The organism is Cycloclasticus sp. (assembly GCF_019090545.1).
Classification (GTDB): Bacteria; Pseudomonadota; Gammaproteobacteria; order Methylococcales; family Cycloclasticaceae; genus Cycloclasticus; species Cycloclasticus pugetii.
Genome location: NZ_JAHRVT010000002.1, coordinates 60,815 through 80,129, shown reverse-complemented (window position 1 = coordinate 80,129; position 19,315 = coordinate 60,815). Strand labels below are relative to the sequence as shown.

Here is a 19,315-nt window from a genome sequence, read left to right as displayed (position 1 = left end):
GCAAAGATCGATCAACACACTATTTAAAATAGAAACTAAAAATTCGCCTATTTAATGTTGTTTTAAACCTGTACTTATCGTCTTATATGCGCACTAAAACACTGTTTAAGCTGTGTCGTGATTTTGGAAGTTTTGCATTATAGTCTTCATCAGGGTGATGGTAACCAATCGCTAGCGCCACTTCACAACGGTAGTCGCCCAACTCTTTTTTAAATTCTTCGTTTACCAAATCCGCATCAATACCTTCCAAAGCCGTAGAGTCAATCTTAAGCCGGGCCAATGTATGTAAAGTATTCCCTAAAGCAAGGTAGGTCTGTGCTTTTGTCCAGTTGCTAGTATCCCCTGTTTCATCCGTATTGCTTTCAGCAAATCCAAAAATAGCAAAGGCTTTGTCGCGGTCTTCTTGCTTTATACGCTTATCTGCAATCCCTCTATCAACCACTTTTGCAAAATCATCACGAGTGTAACGTGGTTTGTGAGCAAACAGAATAATTTGAGAGCTATCGAAAACATGCGCTTGGTTAAACTGATATTTATGAGCAAATGTCCGACTCATACGTTGTCTTGCTTCATCGCTCTCAATAACAACAAACCGCCAAGGCTGTGAATTAATAGAGGAGGGTGATAAGCGCATTGCTTCAAAAAGCACCTTTAATTCCTCTTCGGGTATTTTTTTTGAAGCATCGTACTTTTTAGTGGTATGCCTCCACAACAGGCTTTCAATTATTGGGTGGGTCATCTTTTTACTTATACCATTATTAGAATAAATTTCTTTTCCCTTTTAGGGCAAACCATCAATATACCAAAGTATGAATGAACAAAGTGCCTTTGATTTGGTTTTATCTAAAACAGAGTCCTGTTTAAACGCCCTTCATTCACGCCTTCGCGTTATATCATTTGTTTCACCGATATCATCTAATACTAATATTCTCTGATATAATGCGTTGATTATAAAAAATAAAATTAAGGGAAACGGTTACTATAATGAATTCACTCTCTCAACGGAAGAGCCTCTTTCAAAAAAAACCTGGTTTAGCAGTATTTTTCTCAGCCTCGCATTAATCTCACTGTCCTCAGTTCCAGCAACAAAAACTTACGCTAGTGGCGTAAATATGGAAGGCCTAGGCATTCGTGCCATGAGCATGGGTAGCGCATTTATTGGTTTGGCAGATGATGCTTCTGCTGTCTTTTGGAACCCTGCTGGTTTAAGTCAATTAAAAGGTGCTGGTTATACTTTTGGCGTGTACTCAATGACAGCTGACGTTGATGCTAAAAACGGTGTTTCAAATAACTCACTCCCTGGTGGTGATTACGACCCCAATAAGGGCGATTTATTTCCTGGCTTTTACCCATCCGAACCGACTAACTTTGATGATGATGAAGAGCTTTGGTTAGGTGCTGCTACCATGCCATCGTTTCTTATATTTAAAAATTTTGGTCGCTATACACTGGCCGGTGGTGCCTTTGGTGTAGGCGGGGCATATTCAAGTTACAACGATAAAATATTTGATCCTGCTAATGATGCAGAAATCGAAGCCGATGTTTTTGCCGTTCTTGGCTTGATGAGTATCAACGGCTCTATCGGTTATCAAGTAACGCAGAAGTTAAGTGTCGGTTTTGGCGTTGATATGCTTATTAATGTTTGGCGTGGCGATGTTAAGAAAGATTATATCTCTGCCTCTGGCTCCGACTGGAACTATAACTACGATGCAAAAATACGTAAATGGGGTTATGGTTTTCAAGGAAACATTGGTGTGCTTTATAAGTTTAATGAGCAGTGGAGTGTAGGCGCAATATATCGCACTGGCAGTGACATAAAACTAGAAGGTGATACAAAGATTAGGCTTAAAGGCGGCAGCAACATTGACCCATTTAAAACCAATGAAAAAAGTGATGGGCATACTGATTTTGAATACGGTGCTTCATGGGGTGTAGGTGTTGCATATAAACCTACAAAAAAACTTACCTTTACTTATGATTATCGAGAAAATGACTGGAGTGATTTCAACTGGCCTGGCTCTAATGCTACCTTTGATGAACCCGGAAAATTCTTACAAAATGTTGATGGTGACCCTGGCTGGAATCGTGCCCATGGTTATAGTGTTGGTACCGAGTACCTTCTAAATAACAAGATAACTTTACGAGCTGGTTATACCAATGAGTCTTCAGGTGTTCCTTCTGAGTTTGAGAACCCTGCAACCATTACCCTAGGTGATATACAAATCGCTAACGTAGGGATGGGATTTCAATACGACACCTGGAAAGTCGACGTCTTAGTGGGTACTATGTGGGGCGGCACTGGGTATGGTGTTGACCACCGTTGTTATGACTTTGGTATTAGCTTTATGCGTATGCTCTAAAGAGTCTATATTTACCCCTAAATAAAACGTATAAAGTAGACTAACTACGTCGATAGTTAACTCACCCAGATTTCTTTATTTTCCTATACAGAATGAAGAGAAAATCTCCCCTAAAAGATCATCCGGTGTCATTTTTCCAGTAATTTCAGATAACGCATTTTGTGCCAATCGCAAGTCTTCTGCAAACATCTCCCCAGCTTGATAATGAAGTAACTGGACAATACCATCATTTAAAAAAGCATGAGATCGAGTCAATGCATCTAAATGCCTACGACGAGCTAAAAATACATTTTTTTCTTCTGAATTAAACCCCATTCTTTCTTTCAGGTGTTGAGTTAAAAGATTTAACCCATCTTTATGTTTTGCTGAAAGCCTTATTATCGTTCGCCCATCTTTCGACGTTGTTTCTCCTACCTGCGTACCGGTAATATCCACTTTATTAAAAACTATCGTTACTGGAACTGAGGCGGGTATATCATTTAATAAAGACAAATAATCATCAGCGCTTGATTCTTGATCATCCACCACTAACAACACTTGATCTGCTTGTGAAATGGCATGTTTTGCTCTTTTAACGCCTTCTTGTTCAATAATATCGCTGGTTTCACGTAGACCTGCCGTATCAATAATATGTACTGGCATACCATCTAATTGAATTTGCTCTTTGAGCACGTCACGAGTCGTTCCAGCGACTGCTGTCACAATCGCCGTATCACGTTGTGAAAGTGCATTTAATAAACTTGATTTACCAGCATTCGGTTTACCAGCCAATACCACGGTCATCCCATCACGCAATAAACTTCCTTGCTTTGCCGTTTCTGTAATCGTTTTAAAGGCTTGTTGTAGGTTTGAGATTATTTTTTGTAGCTCTTCACCAGCTAAAAAATCAATATCTTCATCACTAAAGTCAATCGCCGACTCTACATATAAACGCAAGTGTGTTAATTGCCTTTGTAGATCATTAATTCGCTCTGAAAAAGCCCCTTGCAACGATCGTTGCGCTGATGAGGCTGCTGCCGCTGTCCCTGCATCAATAATATCAGCAACTGCCTCAGCTTGAGCTAGGTCTAATTTATTATTTAAAAATGCCCTTTGGGTGAATTCACCCGGTTCAGCAAGGCGTGCACCTAGGGCTAACACTCTTTTTAAAAGCATATCTAAAACAACTGGGCCACCATGCCCTTGAAGCTCTAAAGTATCTTCACCTGTATAAGAGGCTGGAGACTTAAAGTACAACGCAAGCCCACTATCAATAGTGCTATTATCGTTTGCTTTAAATAACTTGAAGCAAGCTTGTCTGGCGGGTATTTCACTGCCCAGTAGCTGCTGGCTAATTTGTTTTGTGTTTGTACCGCTAATCCTAATAATGCCAATTCCACCACGACCACTGGCTGTGGCAACAGCAGCAATAGTGTCGTTATTAGCCATCAATAAATTACTTTTCTTTTCCTGACTCTATACGTTTCATAATTACTGTCTGTTGAGCAATCGTTAGTAGATTATTTACAATCCAGTACAGCACTAAGCCTGCTGGGAAAAAGGCAAAAAAACCAGTAAACATAATCGGTAGCATTTGCATCACTTTCTTTTGCATAGGATCGACCGGAGCAGGGTTTAAACGCTGCTGGAAGAACATAGTGATCCCATAAATAACCGGTAAAATAAAGTACGGGTCGGCAGCAGATAAGTTATCAATCCACAGTGCAAAAGGAGCCTGTCTTAGCTCAACACTTTCTAGTAAGGTCCAATACAAAGCGATAAAAACAGGAATTTGAATCAGAATCGGTAAACAACCACTCAATGGGTTTATTTTTTCTGTTTTATACAGCTCCATCATCGCTTTATTCAGCTGCTGTTTATCGTCCCCATACCGTTCTTTTAATGCAACGATTCTTGGCTGCACCAATTTCATATGCGCCATTGATTTATAGCTTTTTTCAGATAGCTTAAAGAACAGTGCTTTGATGGTAAACGTTACCATAATGATAGCAACACCCCAGTTTCCTACAAAATCATAGAAGAAACTTAACAGCCAAAAAATCGGTTCTGCAATAATCGTAAGCTTACCGTAATCAACCATTAACTCTAGGCCCGGTGCAATTTCCTTAAGCTGCTCTTGTAATTTTGGCCCTGCAAATAATACCGAATTAATTGTTTTTCTCTGTCCTGGCTCGACAACAGTCATCGGTGAATAAGCGCCAATTACATACTTTCCAGCACTTAATGCTTTTGTATAGTATGTGTAGTTATTCTCTTTTTCCGGCACCCAAGCAACGCCGAAGTAATGTTGAATCATCCCTGCCCAGCCACCTGTGGCTTCTTGGCTAAGGTTTTCATCCTCCATATCATCAAAATCAATTTTTTGATACTTGTCCTCATCTGTATACAAAACACCACCAGTATACGTATAGATCATTGAGTTTGCTTTCTTATCAGCATAATCATTACGCTTTATTTGCAAATACTCTCTAGCAGACCAGCTATTAGAGCCGTTATTTTCTATACTTGTTTCAACATCAACTTTATAGCTACCTTTGCTAAACACATAGGTTTTAGTAACTTCTATACCGCTTTCATTTTTCCAAGTTAATGGCACCCGCAACTCATCACCTGTCATTACATATTGACTGTCAGATGCACTCCAAAGCGCGTGATGATTAGGGCTTTCACCATTTTGGACAATTAAGCCAGACTCAACAACGAATGTTTTGGACGGTGTGTTATTTAACAGTTGAACTGTTTCTTCTAAACCTTTCGTATCCGGATACTGAGTTAAATAAAGGTTAACTATATTGCCACCAACTTTATCAATTTTCAGCTCATATACGTCTGTAATAACCTCTATAACACCGCCGTTAAGCGCCAAATCCTTTGGTTCTGTCTCTTGATTAACACCGGTTGGTAACGGCTCACTTTTAGCAACATTAGGTACATCCGCTGATGAATTAACGCCCTCACTTTGCACTTGCTGTTGTATTTGTTGTGGTAAGACATAGTCTTTTTGCCAAGCTTGCCAAATAAGCACCGCTATAAATGCTAGCGCTGCAAAAAGTAATGTTCTTTGATTATCCATGAGTTTTATCTGACGTTGGTAACGGGTCTACACCACCCTTACAAAAAGGCTGGCAACGTAAAAGCCTTTTTAGTGTAAGGCTTATTGCTTTTATTGTTCTGTATTGTTGAAAAGCTTCAAGCGCGTACTGTGAGCATGTAGGGTAGAAACGGCAACGACTACCTAGCACTGGGCTAACAAAATATCGATAAAATTTAATCAAATAAATAAAGAGTTTATTCACTTTTCATAAACCTAATCCAATGTCTATTAATGGATGTTGCCAATTCTTTTTTACTTGCCGAAGCAGCCTTGTGGCGACATAAAATAACAAAGTCGTAGCCAGATAAGTGTTCTTTTTGCTGTCTAAACGACTCTCTAACTACTCGTTTAATAGCGTTTCTTTTTACAGCTCTTTTAACATTTTTCTTAGCGATTGCGAGGCCAAGCCTTGCTCCAGATAAGTTTTTTTTTCGCGCTAAGACAGTCAGCAAGTCATCCGTGCTTCTTTCAGCTCCCTTAAAAACGTTAGCGTATTCCGACGGGCTGTTCAGCTTGTGTGTTTTTGTAAACGCGTGCTTTTTTTCTTTTATTACGCTGATAAACGAGCTCGACCTTTCGCACGTCTAGCATTGATAATTTTACGGCCTGATTTAGTTGCCATTCTTGCTCTAAAACCGTGTGTTCTCGCTCTTTTTAAGTTGCTTGGTTGAAACGTTCTTTTCATGTTGAAATGTCCTATGAATGACTAATTAATAATATGACGAAAGATAGCTTTTTGGAGCTTGATTTTCTTTCGAGAAAAAGACTGGGAAGGTTAGTTTTATTTCTCTAAAAAGTCAATGTTTAAATAAAGATTCCCGCCGTAGTGTCGCTCTCTAATGAATCTTTTTTACTGTGGATAACTTTCCCTTTAAGGGGTATTCTTATAAGCCATTCGTTTCAATTTTATCAAGGATTAATGTGTCATCTCTCTGGGAGCAATGTTTACAACGATTAGAGGAAGAAATTCCCCCTCAACAAATAAATACCTGGGTTCGCCCTCTTCAAGCTCAAACTAATAATGATGAATTGCTTTTATTTGCGCCAAACAAATTTGTTTTAGATTGGGTTTCAGATAACTATATTGAAAATATAACTAATATAATCAATAAGTTAACTGAAAATAAAATTAAGCTTCATCTAAAAATAGGCAGTTCAAAAGTACAACCTTCGCCCGCTACTGTCAGTAAAAAAACGACGACTAAAGCTAATAACACACCCAGTGTTTCCCATAATCTTAATAGTGCCTTTACTTTTGACTCTTTCGTTATGGGTAAATCTAATGAGTTAGCCAAAGCCGCGGCTATACAGGTATCGGAGAACCCGGGTGTTTCATACAACCCGCTTTTTATCTATGGGGGAGTAGGGCTCGGTAAAACGCATTTAATGCACTCCATAGGCAATGCCATTCTTCAAAAGAACAAAAACAAACGTGTGTCTTTTTTATCATCCGAGCGCTTTGTATCCGGTATGGTCCAATCTTTACAGAAAAACACCATAAATGATTTTAAAAACTACTATCGTTCATTAGACCTATTACTTATTGACGATATCCAGTTTTTTGCAAAGAAAGAAAGGTCTCAAGAAGAATTCTTTCATACCTTTAACACTCTCATTGAAAACAATAAGCAAATCGTCCTAACCTGTGATTGCTATCCAAAAGAGATCAATGGTTTAGAAGAACGGCTTAAATCTCGTTTTGGTTGGGGCTTACCAATTCCCATCGAACCGCCAGACCTAGAAACACGCGTGGCTATTTTAAAAAGTAAAGCCGCGTTAAGTGGCGTTGACCTAGCTGATGAAGTTGCTTTTTTTATGGGCAATAGAATTAAATCCAATGTTAGAGAACTAGAAGGGGCCTTACGCAGAGTTTTAGCAAATGCGAACTTTACCGGTAAACCTATTACCTTAGATTTTACTAAAGAAGCACTCAGAGATTTGATTGCTCTACAAAACAAACGTATTAGCATTGATAACATTCAAAAAACGGTTGCTGAGTACTACAAAATAAGGACATCTGACTTATTGTCTGCTAAACGAACAAGATCAATCGCTCGCCCAAGACAAATAGCAATGGCTCTGGCAAAAGAACTTACTCAATACAGCTTGCCAGAAATAGGGAATCAATTTGGTGGCCGGGACCATACGACCGTTCTTCACGCAACACGAAAAGTAAAAGAGCTAAGAGACTCTGATCAATTGATTGATGAAGATTATATTAACCTGTTAAGAACCCTATCGCATTAATTAGGTGTAAGCTGTGGATAAAATTTGAGATGTTTTTACAAACAAGTTATCCACAATAGTTTTTATATTTAACAACACCTTTCAAAATAACATAGGTTATTGATTTAAAATGAATAATTAAAAATACTAACCGATTTTTAATTCCTTATAATCATAATAAGTATTAAGAGATATGAAATTAAATATTAATAAAGAAGATCTATTAGAGCCATTACAGAAAGTTTTTGGTGTTATTGAAAGAAGACAGACCTTACCTATTTTATCAAATGTTTATTTATCGATTAACAATGGTACGATCAAATTTACAGGCACCGATTTAGAAGTACAGGTCAGTGCTAAATCTATATTGATAGGGGAAGAAAGCTTTAATATAACGATTCCTGCAAGAAAGTTATTAGACATCTGTCGATCTTTACCTGATCACTGTGAATTAAATTTATCTTTCAATGATGGTGTTCTTATTATTAAATCAGGCAAAAGCAGATTTACACTTAGGACACTGCCATCAGATGAATACCCTCTTTTCGATGAATCAAGTTACCTAAATCAAATAAACATTAACCAAGAGGTTTTATTAAAAGCCTTTAGTAAAACTATTTTTTGTATGGCACAACAAGATGTTCGTTATTATCTAAATGGTTTAATGATGGAAATTGTTGATGGTGAATTACAAACTGTCGCCTCCGACGGTCATCGGCTAGCCCTATCTAAAAATAAAATTGATAATGAAAATCAATCCATTAACCAGGTTATCATTCCAAGAAAAGCAGCCCAAGAACTACTCAGACTAATGGATAAATTTGAAGGTGCCGTTGAGATAAAGATCGCTAAAAACAGTATTAAATTCTCGTTGGGTGATGTTGAACTTAATGCAAAGTTGATTGATGGACGCTTCCCTGATTTTAATAACGTAGTCCCTGAACAAAGTAAACATAGCTTTAATATCAATAAGTTATCTTTTAAATCTGCTTTATCTCGTGTTTCCATTTTATCCAATGAAAAATATAAAGGAATACGTTTAGACTTATCAAACCAATTAATGACTATTAATGCCAATAACCCTGAACAGGATGAAGCCGAAGAAGAAGTAGTGGTTGATTACAATGGTGATGAGATGAGTATGGGCTTTAATTCAAGTTATTTAATGGATGCCCTAAATGTAATTGAATCGGATAATGTGTTAGTTTCGTTTACTGATACAAACAGTAGTTGCTTACTTGAAAATCCAGAAGATAAGAGCAGTCAATTTATTATTATGCCAATGCGTATATAAACATTTTTACTGTAATTATTTTTCTTGTCTTTAGTCGATGTTCAAATTAAAGATGTTAGGAATATTGAAAATATAATATTCCAACCATCTCCTAAGCTTAATATTATTGTTGGGCCTAACGGGAGTGGAAAAACATCAATTCTAGAGTCGCTTTACATACTAAGTAGGGCGCGCTCTTTTAGAACGCAAAATATTACTAAGGTTCTCTCACATAATAAAGATAGCCTTATTGTTTTTGCCCAATTAGCTTATGTGAACGTTTCTCATAAGATAGCGATCAAAAAAAACAAACATAAAACCATTATCAGGATAAATGCTCGATCAGAAAAAAAATCTTCTGGATTATCCCGTCTGTTTCATGCACACCTTATCAGGCCCGAATCCCAAACATTATTAGAAAATGGTGGGGTTGGTAGAAGGGCTTTTATTGATACCGGTGTGTTCCACGTGAAACACTCATTTTTAAATATATCGAAGCAATATAACCACTTATTGAAACAGAGGAATAAGTTATTGAAAACCAAACAATTAGATACATTAACTGTTTGGAATAATAAACTGATTGAATACGGTACAATAGTCAGTCATGAAAGAGAGAAGTATCTTGAGTTGTTAAATAAAGAACTTAAAGGTATTGCCTGTCAGTTTATTGGTGATGCAGAGGTTACTTTAAATTACTTAAAAGGCTGGGATAAAAGCTTATCGTTTGAGGATGCGCTTAATAAAGCAAAGGACCGAGATATCTTGTATGGCTTCACCACAGCAGGCGCGCATAAAGCAGATATTAAGGTTCTGGTTAATGGAAGGTTAGCACAGGATTATTTATCCAGAGGGCAGATGAAGCTGCTGGTCATTGCGATGTATTTAGCGCAAATTAAGTTAATGCGTGATCGAGTATCTAAGTCGGTTTGTGTGTTATTGGATGATTTAGGTGCTGAGCTTGATAGGGAGAATGTAAGAAAAGTAATGTTTTTTTTACAGAAACTAAATATACAGACTTTCGTGACGACAACAAATATAGATTTGTTTTTAGAGTTTATTGATGCGAAAGAAACTAAGGTGTTTCACGTGAAACGTGGAGTTATGCAGATAGAGGATAGTTAAGTGAGCGAAGAAAAAAACAATGAGACTTATGATTCATCAAATATACAAGTTCTAAAGGGCTTAGATGCGGTTAGAAAGCGCCCAGGAATGTATATAGGTGATACCGATGATGGTTCAGGCTTACATCATATGGTGTTTGAGGCGGTTGATAATTCTATTGATGAGGCTTTAGCAGGCTACTGCACAGAGGTTGGTGTAATTATTCATGAAGATAATTCGGTTACTATCACAGATGACGGTCGTGGTATTCCTGTTGATATCCATCCCGATGAGGGGAGATCAGCTGCTGAAGTCATTATGACGGTGCTCCACGCAGGCGGTAAGTTTAATGATAACGCTTACAAAGTGTCCGGTGGATTGCATGGTGTGGGTGTGTCTGTTGTTAACGCGCTATCTGACGAATTAGAGTTAACTATAAACAGGGAAGGTAGTCAGCATTATCAGCTTTATAAAAAAGGTGAACCTGTAGAGCCGTTAAAAGTTGTAGGACCAACTGAAAAAACAGGAACAAGTCTGAGGTTTAAACCAAGTATCGGTACCTTCAGTAATATTGAATTTCATTTTGACTTATTGGCAAAAAGGCTACGAGAATTATCGTTTTTGAATTCTGGTGTAAGAATTAGGTTATCGGATGAGCGCACAGCAAAAGAAGAGATCTTTGAATATGAAGGTGGGATTAAAGCGTTTGTTAATCACCTAAATAAAAATAAATCTCAAATCCATGAAAATATTATTTATATCAACGTAGATAAGAATGATGTGAATGTGGAGGTGGCTTTGCAATGGAATGATTCTTATCAAGAGAATATTTTTTGTTATACAAATAACATTCCTCAGAGAGACGGGGGCACACATTTAGCAGGTTTTAGAGCAGGTCTCACTCGAACATTAAATCAATATATAGAAGGTAGCGGTCTAGCAAAAAAACAGAAGGTGACAACATCGGGTGATGATGCGCGTGAAGGGCTGACGGCAGTCTTATCAGTTAAAGTACCAGATCCTAAGTTTTCATCACAAACGAAAGACAAATTGGTGTCTTCGGAAGTGAAATCCATTGTTGAATCATCCTTAGCTGAAGCGCTACAAGAGTTTTTGTTAGAAAACCCAACAGAAGCAAAAGAAATAGCTGGCAAAATGCTAGAAGCAGCCAGGGCGAGAGATGCGGCTAGAAAAGCAAGGGAGATGACACGACGTAAGTCTGCTTTAGATATTGCTGGTTTACCTGGGAAATTAGCTGATTGCCAAGAAAAAGACCCTGCATTATCAGAAATATTTCTAGTGGAAGGGGACTCGGCTGGAGGCTCAGCAAAGCAAGGCAGAGATCGAAGAACTCAAGCGATATTGCCGTTGAAAGGAAAAATACTCAATGTAGAAAAAGCTCGGTTCGATAAAATGTTATCGTCGGATGAAGTGGGAACCTTAATAACAGCATTGGGTTGTGGTATTGGTAAGGAAGAGTATAAGCCAGAAAATCTTCGTTATCATAAGATCATTATCATGACAGATGCCGATGTGGATGGCTCACATATACGAACATTGTTATTAACTTTTTTCTATCGCCAAATGCCTGAGTTGATTGAGAATGGTAATGTCTATATTGCACAACCGCCTTTATATAAGGTTAAAAAAGGTAAACAAGAATATTATGTTAAGGATGATAATGAGCTGAATAGTTACCTTCTACAATTGGCTTTACAAAAAGCAAGTTTAGTTATTAATGAGACAACACCAGCTATTACAGGGCTTGCGCTAGAAGAACTTGCAAAAGAACATATTCAAATTGAAGGAATGATTGCGAGACTGGCGGGGCGTTATGATGAGTTGATTTTAAACGAGCTATTGGTTTCTACTGAAATAACAGAATCTGTTAGTGAAGATGAGTTAAATGATTGGTTGCAAGACTTAGAAAAAAACCTAAACGGAATAGAAAGTTGCCCAACCCAATATAGTTTGTCATTAAAGTACCAACAAGATAATTGGTCGGTTCACTGTATAACCATGTCTCATGGAGTAGAGAAATCTTTTGAAATGCCACGTCTGTTCTTTAAATCAGGTGAATATAAACGCTTAGTCAGTTTTGGTAAAACATTAGTGGGTATGTTTGAGGAAGACACGCACCTTAATATTGCTGATAAGAAACATACTGTGACTAGTTTTAAAGAAGTTTTTGAATTATTAATGAAAGAAGCAAGAAAAGGTCAACAAATCCAGCGTTATAAAGGCCTAGGAGAAATGAACCCAGATCAACTATGGGAGACAACATTAGATGCAGACTCAAGACGTTTATTGCAGGTAAGAATAGAGGATGCCATTGCAGCTGATGGAGTGTTTACAACATTAATGGGAGATGAAGTAGAACCTAGGCGAAACTTTATAGAAAAAAACGCATTAGAAGTAGCAAACTTAGATGTGTAGTTTTTTATGAAAAAGTAACACACATAAACCAGAAGGGTTATGAGTCGTTTAAAAGTATCAAAGGCGGAAATTAAATTTCCGCTTTTTTTTGAAAAATCGGAAATGAATTTCACTAAAGGCCTTATCCCTTGCTGTAGAGCTTAAAAATAAAAAACGCATACAAATGGGTTGCTTTATGTGAAAAAGCTTCTTAAATAAGCTTTCAGGAGTTTAATTTATCCTGGATTTAAAAAAATTATTGAAGCCGTGTGAGAAACAAATTAAATAATTACAAGATAGGTATATTTAAGGTATGTATTAATTGTCGAAACATCTGTTAGCAGAGGTTTGGATAGTTTGATTCCTTATAAGAAATAAAAGCAATGGTTAGCTTTACCAATATAAGCCTGTATTTATTCATCGAATGATGCAAGATCACAAAGTAAATCAGATCTAGGTTTGTTTAAGAGAGGGTTCTTTTATTTTAGCGATTAGTTTATATCTGGAAATCGCACCAAATTAACTCATTAATTTTTTTTAGGCTCATTTTTATGAGCTTTTTTTGTGCAATAATTCTAAATATATAGTCATTATCCATTAAAAACAAAGGGTTATATTCTGGCATGATATTCGCATTTTAGTACCTTCCATTGACAAGATAAAAGGTAATGAATGATGAAATATTCAGGAAAAGTGACAGGGATTGCGGCATTAATTGCTGCTCAAGTCATGACTGGTTCTGTATTGGCTGGTGCAAAATTTGAAGGTTCAGATGGTAAATGGATAAGTTTCGGTGTGGGCGTGAGAACAAGTTTCACTGCAGTAGAGGATGCGTCGCCTAGTGGGGATGATTGGTCAAATGATTTTAACTTGGATAGCGCGCGAATCTATATTAATGGTCAAATTTCTGAAAATATCGGGTTTGAATTAAATACCGAGACATTTTGGAGTAGTTCTAATGCACCATTTGATGAGGAGTTTGGAATTTTAGATGCTATTGCAAAGTTTAAAATTAACCCAGCACTAAATATATGGGCTGGCCGCATGCTAGTGCCTGCTGATCGTGAAGAAATGAGTGGTCCATACTACGCCAATATATGGAATGCTTTTAAAACCCCATTTGGCCCTGCTGATCAAGGAGAAGATCATGGAAAAGGTAATGCAGGTCTATATGGCCGTGATGAAGGTGTAACGGTATGGGGTCGTTTAGGAGCTGAGGAGCGTTTTACCTATGCTGTCGGTGTTTTTGAAGGTTATGAAAGTGCAGGGATGGGTGATGCGGACCCAGATGATAACTTTTTATATGCAGCGAGGTTCAGTTATAACTTCTTAAATGTTGAAAAAGCACCTGGTTATTACACTGGTAGTACATCATACGGTGCAGCGGGCGATATTTTTACTGTCTCAGTGGCTGCTCAATTTGAGGAAGATGCTACCGGTATTGTTGGTGATTTAGGTGATTTCACAGCCTTATATACAGATGTTTTATATGAAAACGTGTTGGAAAACGAAGGTGTTCTTACCATTGAAGCAGCCTATAAAGACTTTGATTTAGACGGAAAAACAAATGCATTTGGTTTATTTGAAGGTGATTCATGGAAAGCAACAACACTTTACTTGTTTCCAAACAAGTTAGGTATAGGCAAGGTTCAACCTTACTTTTCTTACTCAGAAGTAAACCCAGATAACGGCAGCGATTCTGAAACAATTGATGCTGGTTTTAATTATGTTATCGATGGGTTTAACTCTCGAATTTCTGTGGCTTACTCAAGCACAGACAACGGAACAAATGATATGGATGCTTTTGTTATCGGTTATCAATTCCAGTATTAATAATTAGCTCAACACTATTAAATAGGGAAATCAAAATGAATATAAAACGAAAATTAGTTACATCATTAGTTTCAGCAGGTGCCTTAATAGCAAGTAATGTCTATGCGGCAGAAGATACAATTAAGGTAGGGGTATTGCATTCATTATCAGGCACCATGGCAATCAGTGAAACGACATTAAAAGATACGGTTTTAATGTTAATTGAAGAGCAAAATAAAAAAGGTGGTTTGCTAGGGAAGCAACTAGAACCCGTTGTGGTTGATCCTGCTTCAAATTGGCCATTATTTGCTGAGAAAGCGAAGGAGTTAATTGATAAAGATAAGGTATCAGCGGTATTTGGTTGTTGGACTTCAGTATCACGTAAATCAGTATTGCCTGTGTTTGAAGAGTCAGACAGTATACTTTTTTATCCAGTACAGTACGAAGGCGAAGAGTCATCTAAAAATGTTTTCTATACTGGGGCAGCACCTAATCAACAAGCTATTCCAGCGGTAGATTACCTGATGAATGACATTGGTGTTGAGCGTTGGGTATTAGCCGGAACTGATTATGTCTACCCACGAACAACAAACAAAATTCTTGAGGCGTATCTGAAATCAAAGGGTGTTGCAGCAGAAGACATTATGATCAATTACACTCCCTTTGGTCATTCAGATTGGCAGTCAATAGTCTCTGATGTAAAGAAATTTGGTTCAGCAGGGAAGAAAACAGCAGTGGTTTCTACCATTAACGGTGATGCTAATGTTCCTTTCTATAAAGAGCTTGGAAACCAAGGTATTTCAGCTGAAGATATTCCTGTTGTAGCCTTCTCAGTTGGTGAGGAAGAACTATCAGGTATGGATACTAAACCATTAGTTGGCCATTTGGCGGCATGGAATTACTTTATGAGTATTGAAGCTGAGACTAATGATAAGTTTATTTCAGCCTGGCATGATTTTACTAAAGATGAAAAACGGGTAACGAATGACCCAATGGAAGCGACGTATATCGGCTTCAATATGTGGGTTAAAGCCGTAGAAAAAGCAGGCACAACTGATTCAGCGGCTGTACAAGAGGCCATTATTGGCATTTCAGTTCCAAATCTTACAGGTGGTTATTCGTCGATGATGCCAAATCATCACATTACTAAGCCAGTTGTCATTGGTGAAATCCAAGATGATGGTCAGTTTGGTACTGTTTGGGAAACATCTGGTTTAGTGGCAGGGGATGCATGGTCAGATTACTTAGAAGGATCGAAAGACCTTATTTCAGATTGGCGTAAACCGCTTTCATGCGGCAATTACAATGTGAAAACGGCAAAGTGTTCAGGTCAAAACTTCTAATCAGTTGTAATCGCAAAATTTTTGGCCAGGCACAAGTAAGTTGATGTTGTGTCTGGCCATGTATTTAAATTAAGAGATTAAATTGTACTTAATAACAGCAGACCTTTTCAGAAACACAATAATACTTAAGAGTGTGATTCATGACATACGTAACTAGGATGGTCGTACTAATACTAATGGTAATAATACCCATTAGTTCTTCGTCTTTTGCTGATGATGGGATATCAGCCGATTTTGAAATTATGTTAGCAGATTTAACATCATCTAAATTTAAAAAAAGGACGCAAGCGATAGAAAAACTCGTCAAAATTAATGACAAACGCTTGCCACTAGTAATTGATGCCTTACTACATAGTCAGCTTCATTACCGAAAAGCAGATAAATTGGTGGCTGTATTAACTGAAAAAACAGGTAAAGACTACGCAAGTGCAGTATTAACAGGTGAATCGCTGGGTGTTGCTATTTCATCAGAGTGGAAAAAAATAATCATCAGTAATCGTTTGCGTACAACGTTACGTGATGCGTTGGCGATGATTCAACTTAATGATGAAAATGCAACGATAAGGAAAACAGCTGTTGATCAGGTGTTAAGTCAAATAGATGTCAAGCAATTAGCGGCATTAGAAAAACGTTATAAGATAGAGCAGGATGATGACGTTAAAGAAAAATTAAATGTAGCTATTTCAACGCTAAAGCTTAAAAAGAATGAGGGTGATACACGAAACTTGATTGCAAATGTGAAAGACAGTGTTAACCCGAGTGTGCGTCAAGTATTGGCAGAAGTTATAGACAATGTAAACGATAAAGAAACGAAAAATCTTGCGACGAAAACATTAGCCAAGATTGATCAACGAGTTAGCCAGTATGCCAAAGTTGAAACCCTGTTTTTTGGTTTAAGTCTTGGATCAGTGTTAGTACTTGCCGCTATTGGCCTAGCTATAACCTTTGGTGTGATGGGTGTTATCAATATGGCTCATGGCGAATTAATTATGTTAGGTGCTTACACAACATATGTTGTGCAACTTTGGTTTCCAAACCTAATTGAATATTCAGTATTAATTGCTATTCCACTGGCTTTTATTGTTTCAGGATTGGTGGGAATTCTAATTGAACGAGGTATTATTAGGTTTTTATATGGCAGACCGCTTGAAACATTATTGGCTACATTTGGTGTCAGCTTAGTTTTACAACAAGTTGTACGATCAATTTTTGGACCCTTAAATCGAGCAGTAGAATCACCAACATGGATGAGTGGGGTGTGGCAGGTTAATGATGCTTTAGCACTAACGTGGAATCGGCTCTATATTATTGTTTTTGCAGTATTAGTGTTTTTCATTTTATTGTTTATTTTAAAAAAAACCACACTCGGTTTAAAGGTAAGGGCCGTTTCCCAAAACCGGACTATGGCCTGTGCAATGGGGGTTAAAGCAAACTGGGTGGATGCAATGACGTTTGGTTTAGGCTCTGGAATTGCAGGTGTTGCAGGGGTAGCACTTAGTCAGTTAACAAACGTAGGCCCTAACTTAGGGCAAGCCTACATTATCGACTCATTTATGGTGGTTGTATTTGGTGGGGTAGGGAATTTATGGGGTACGTTAGTTGCTGGACTAAGCCTAGGTATCACTAATAAATTACTCGAACCTTGGGCGGGTGCAGTGTTAGCGAAAATTATCGTCTTGCTATTTATCATTTTATTTATTCAGAAACGACCTAGTGGGCTATTTCCACAAAAAGGTCGGGCAGCAACTTAAAAGTGGGGGATAAATAAAATGTATATGAAGAAAATTTTAAAAGATGATGTCGGTGGTCAAGTTTTTCTTACTATTTTACTGCTCGTTAGTATTATGGTGCCGCTATTAAATTTAGTTGTACCAGAAGGAAGTGCCTTTCACTTAAAAACCTATACAGTCACTTTATTAGGCAAGTATCTTACTTATGCATTATTGGCGATAGCTGTCGATTTGGTTTGGGGAGTGCTAGGCATTTTGAGTTTAGGACACGGGGCTTTTTTCGCACTGGGTGGTTATGCGATGGGTATGTACCTTATGCGTCAGATAGGTGATAGAGGCGTGTATGGGAACCCCGAGTTACCAGATTTTATGGTTTTTCTTAACTGGACTGAATTACCGTGGTTTTGGCAAGGCTTTGATCAGTTTTGGTTTGCAGCGATTATGGTTATGTTAGTACCGGGTTTATTAGCCTATCTGTTTGGCTGGTTAGCTTTCCGTTCTCGTGTAACAGGTGTTTATTTATCAATCATGACTCAAGCATTAACTTATGCACTAATGTTAGCGTTTTTTAGAAACGAGCTTGGTTTTGGTGGGAATAATGGTTTAACGGATTTTAAAGATATTCTCGGTTTTTCACTGCAAAGTGATGCAACTAGAGTGGGTTTATTCTTTGCTTCGGCAGTGGCGCTAGCTTTTGGTTATTTAGCTTGTCGAGCGATTGTACAATCTAAATTAGGTCGCGTTGCAATAGCGGTACGAGACTCAGAAGATAGGCTTCGCTTTATTGGTTACCGAGTTGAAAATGTAAAACTGTGGATATTCACTTTTTCTGCAATTCTTGCAGGCATTGCTGGTGCCTTGTATGTACCACAGGTTGCGATTATTAATCCAGGTGAATTTTCACCATTACTCTCTATAGAAATGGTCGTTTGGGTAGCGATTGGTGGACGGTCAACACTATATGGTGCGGTAATAGGGGCGATTTTAGTGAATTTTTCAAAAACATACTTTACCGGTGCATTTCCTGAGGTTTGGTTATATGCACTAGGCGGGTTATTTATCTTTGCAACCATGTACCTACCGCAAGGAGTAGCCGGCTTATTCAAAAAAAGCAAAGAGGCTACGGTATGAGTACATTAGATATGGTGCGTGATGTATTGCGCCGAGATGAGGTGTTTGATTTATTAAAGCCGGATATAAACCCTAACCTAGAGGTTAGTAAAGACATTATTTTATATATGGAAGATGTCAGTGTGAGCTTTGATGGCTTCAAAGCCATTAATGATCTTAACTTATATATTAATGATGGAGAGTTACGTTGTATTATCGGTCCAAATGGTGCTGGTAAAACAACGATGATGGATATTATTACCGGCAGAACTAAGCCGGATAGTGGAACTGTTTATTTTGGCCAAACGATGAACCTGCTTAGAATGACAGAGCCAGAAATATCGAATGCTGGTATTGGTCGTAAGTTCCAAAAACCAACAATATTTGAAAACCATACTGTATTTGAAAACCTTGAGCTATCGATGAAAGGTGATAAAGGTGTTTGGGCGACGCTATTTGCAACATTAACGGGCGAGCAACGGGATACTATTGACCAAGTACTTGAGAGAATTGGTTTACTTGAAAAAGCAATACTGCCTGCGGGTTTATTGTCTCATGGTCAAAAACAATGGTTAGAGATTGGTATGTTATTAATGCAACGGCCTAGGCTGTTATTAGTGGATGAACCTGTAGCAGGAATGACACATCAAGAAATGGAAAAAACCGGGGAACTACTGACCTCACTGGCAGGAGAGCATTCTGTTGTAGTTGTAGAGCATGATATGGATTTTGTTCGTTCAATTGCACGCAAAGTGACCGTGTTACATCAAGGGCGTGTGCTTTCAGAAGGAACCATGGATGAAGTGCAGAATGATGAGCGTGTTATTGAAGTCTATTTAGGTGCTTAG

The 19,315-nt window shown here is 37.9% G+C and carries 16 protein-coding genes; 10 read left to right on the top strand and 6 right to left on the bottom strand.

Annotated elements, in window-relative coordinates; all coding sequences use genetic code 11:
* Positions 1-82: 82 nt before the first annotated feature.
* On the bottom strand, positions 83-739 hold the full coding sequence (locus KUG63_RS00735; protein WP_015007051.1) for a nitroreductase family protein: 657 nt from the start codon (positions 737-739) through the stop codon (positions 83-85).
* A gap of 205 nt (positions 740-944) precedes the next feature.
* Between KUG63_RS00735 and KUG63_RS00730 the strand changes: the two genes are divergently transcribed.
* Positions 945-2,360 (top strand): OmpP1/FadL family transporter, encoded by a 1,416-nt coding sequence (locus KUG63_RS00730; RefSeq protein WP_020933231.1) that lies wholly within the window; start codon positions 945-947, stop codon positions 2,358-2,360.
* Between the two features lie 75 nt (positions 2,361-2,435).
* On the opposite strand, the gene mnmE is transcribed toward KUG63_RS00730, so the two are convergent.
* The 5 genes from mnmE to rpmH are packed head-to-tail and all read right to left on the bottom strand — an operon-like array spanning position 2,436 to position 6,139.
* Positions 2,436-3,788, bottom strand: coding sequence for a tRNA uridine-5-carboxymethylaminomethyl(34) synthesis GTPase MnmE (mnmE, locus tag KUG63_RS00725; RefSeq protein WP_287553642.1), 1,353 nt, complete (start codon positions 3,786-3,788; stop codon positions 2,436-2,438).
* A 7-nt stretch (positions 3,789-3,795) separates the two neighbouring features.
* The gene (gene yidC, locus KUG63_RS00720) at positions 3,796-5,433 is read right to left on the bottom strand and encodes a membrane protein insertase YidC (protein WP_287553640.1); all 1,638 of its coding nucleotides are present in this window, start codon (positions 5,431-5,433) and stop codon (positions 3,796-3,798) included.
* Positions 5,426-5,656 carry a membrane protein insertion efficiency factor YidD gene (gene yidD / locus KUG63_RS00715; RefSeq protein ID WP_073024183.1) on the bottom strand — a complete coding sequence of 77 codons (231 nt, stop codon included), beginning with the start codon at positions 5,654-5,656 and terminating at the stop codon, positions 5,426-5,428. Before yidD ends, yidC begins: the two co-directional genes overlap by 8 nt.
* Complete coding sequence (gene rnpA / locus KUG63_RS00710) at positions 5,649-6,005, bottom strand: ribonuclease P protein component (RefSeq protein WP_033422308.1); 357 nt, start codon at positions 6,003-6,005, stop codon at positions 5,649-5,651. The genes yidD and rnpA overlap by 8 nt, the downstream gene beginning before the upstream one ends.
* Positions 6,005-6,139, bottom strand: a complete 135-nt coding sequence (rpmH, locus tag KUG63_RS00705; protein WP_015007058.1) for a 50S ribosomal protein L34 — start codon at positions 6,137-6,139, stop codon at positions 6,005-6,007. The genes rnpA and rpmH overlap by 1 nt, the downstream gene beginning before the upstream one ends.
* A gap of 236 nt (positions 6,140-6,375) precedes the next feature.
* On the opposite strand from rpmH, the gene dnaA reads away from it, so the two are divergent.
* The 9 genes from dnaA (at position 6,376) to urtD (ending at position 19,315) form a co-directional block, all read left to right on the top strand.
* Positions 6,376-7,701: a chromosomal replication initiator protein DnaA gene (gene dnaA / locus KUG63_RS00700; protein WP_015004814.1), complete on the top strand. Its 1,326-nt coding sequence runs from the start codon at positions 6,376-6,378 to the stop codon at positions 7,699-7,701.
* A gap of 172 nt (positions 7,702-7,873) precedes the next feature.
* Positions 7,874-8,974 carry a DNA polymerase III subunit beta gene (gene dnaN / locus KUG63_RS00695; protein ID WP_073024181.1) on the top strand — a complete coding sequence of 367 codons (1,101 nt, stop codon included), beginning with the start codon at positions 7,874-7,876 and terminating at the stop codon, positions 8,972-8,974.
* Positions 8,975-8,998: 24 nt separating this feature from the next.
* Positions 8,999-10,078, top strand: a complete 1,080-nt coding sequence (recF, locus tag KUG63_RS00690; RefSeq protein ID WP_287017754.1) for a DNA replication/repair protein RecF — start codon at positions 8,999-9,001, stop codon at positions 10,076-10,078.
* Positions 10,079-12,493, top strand: coding sequence for a DNA topoisomerase (ATP-hydrolyzing) subunit B (gyrB, locus tag KUG63_RS00685; protein ID WP_015004817.1), 2,415 nt, complete (start codon positions 10,079-10,081; stop codon positions 12,491-12,493).
* A 651-nt stretch (positions 12,494-13,144) separates the two neighbouring features.
* Entirely contained in the window at positions 13,145-14,305 is a 1,161-nt protein-coding gene (locus tag KUG63_RS00680) for a hypothetical protein (RefSeq protein WP_015004818.1), read from the top strand.
* 35 nt (positions 14,306-14,340) lie between these two features.
* On the top strand, positions 14,341-15,627 hold the full coding sequence (gene urtA, locus KUG63_RS00675) for an urea ABC transporter substrate-binding protein (protein ID WP_015004819.1): 1,287 nt from the start codon (positions 14,341-14,343) through the stop codon (positions 15,625-15,627).
* Between the two features lie 140 nt (positions 15,628-15,767).
* Positions 15,768-17,378 (top strand): urea ABC transporter permease subunit UrtB, encoded by a 1,611-nt coding sequence (gene urtB, locus KUG63_RS00670; RefSeq protein ID WP_020931752.1) that lies wholly within the window; start codon positions 15,768-15,770, stop codon positions 17,376-17,378.
* A gap of 18 nt (positions 17,379-17,396) precedes the next feature.
* Entirely contained in the window at positions 17,397-18,488 is a 1,092-nt protein-coding gene (gene urtC, locus KUG63_RS00665) for an urea ABC transporter permease subunit UrtC (protein ID WP_287553636.1), read from the top strand.
* Positions 18,485-19,315: an urea ABC transporter ATP-binding protein UrtD gene (gene urtD, locus KUG63_RS00660; protein WP_015004822.1), complete on the top strand. Its 831-nt coding sequence runs from the start codon at positions 18,485-18,487 to the stop codon at positions 19,313-19,315. The genes urtC and urtD overlap by 4 nt, the downstream gene beginning before the upstream one ends.

Bases quoted from the DNA above. Each gene is read 5' to 3' on its own strand.
- mnmE (WP_287553642.1), bottom strand. From the start codon at position 3,788: ATGGCTAATAACGACACTATTGCTGCTGTTGCCACAGCCAGTGGTCGT.
- dnaN (WP_073024181.1), top strand. From the start codon at position 7,874: ATGAAATTAAATATTAATAAAGAAGATCTATTAGAGCCATTACAGAAA.
- KUG63_RS00735 (WP_015007051.1), bottom strand. From the start codon at position 739: ATGACCCACCCAATAATTGAAAGCCTGTTGTGGAGGCATACCACTAAA.
- urtD (WP_015004822.1), top strand. From the start codon at position 18,485: ATGAGTACATTAGATATGGTGCGTGATGTATTGCGCCGAGATGAGGTG.
- urtA (WP_015004819.1), top strand. From the start codon at position 14,341: ATGAATATAAAACGAAAATTAGTTACATCATTAGTTTCAGCAGGTGCC.
- rpmH (WP_015007058.1), bottom strand. From the start codon at position 6,139: ATGAAAAGAACGTTTCAACCAAGCAACTTAAAAAGAGCGAGAACACAC.
- urtB (WP_020931752.1), top strand. From the start codon at position 15,768: ATGACATACGTAACTAGGATGGTCGTACTAATACTAATGGTAATAATA.
- urtC (WP_287553636.1), top strand. From the start codon at position 17,397: ATGTATATGAAGAAAATTTTAAAAGATGATGTCGGTGGTCAAGTTTTT.
- KUG63_RS00680 (WP_015004818.1), top strand. From the start codon at position 13,145: ATGATGAAATATTCAGGAAAAGTGACAGGGATTGCGGCATTAATTGCT.
- yidC (WP_287553640.1), bottom strand. From the start codon at position 5,433: ATGGATAATCAAAGAACATTACTTTTTGCAGCGCTAGCATTTATAGCG.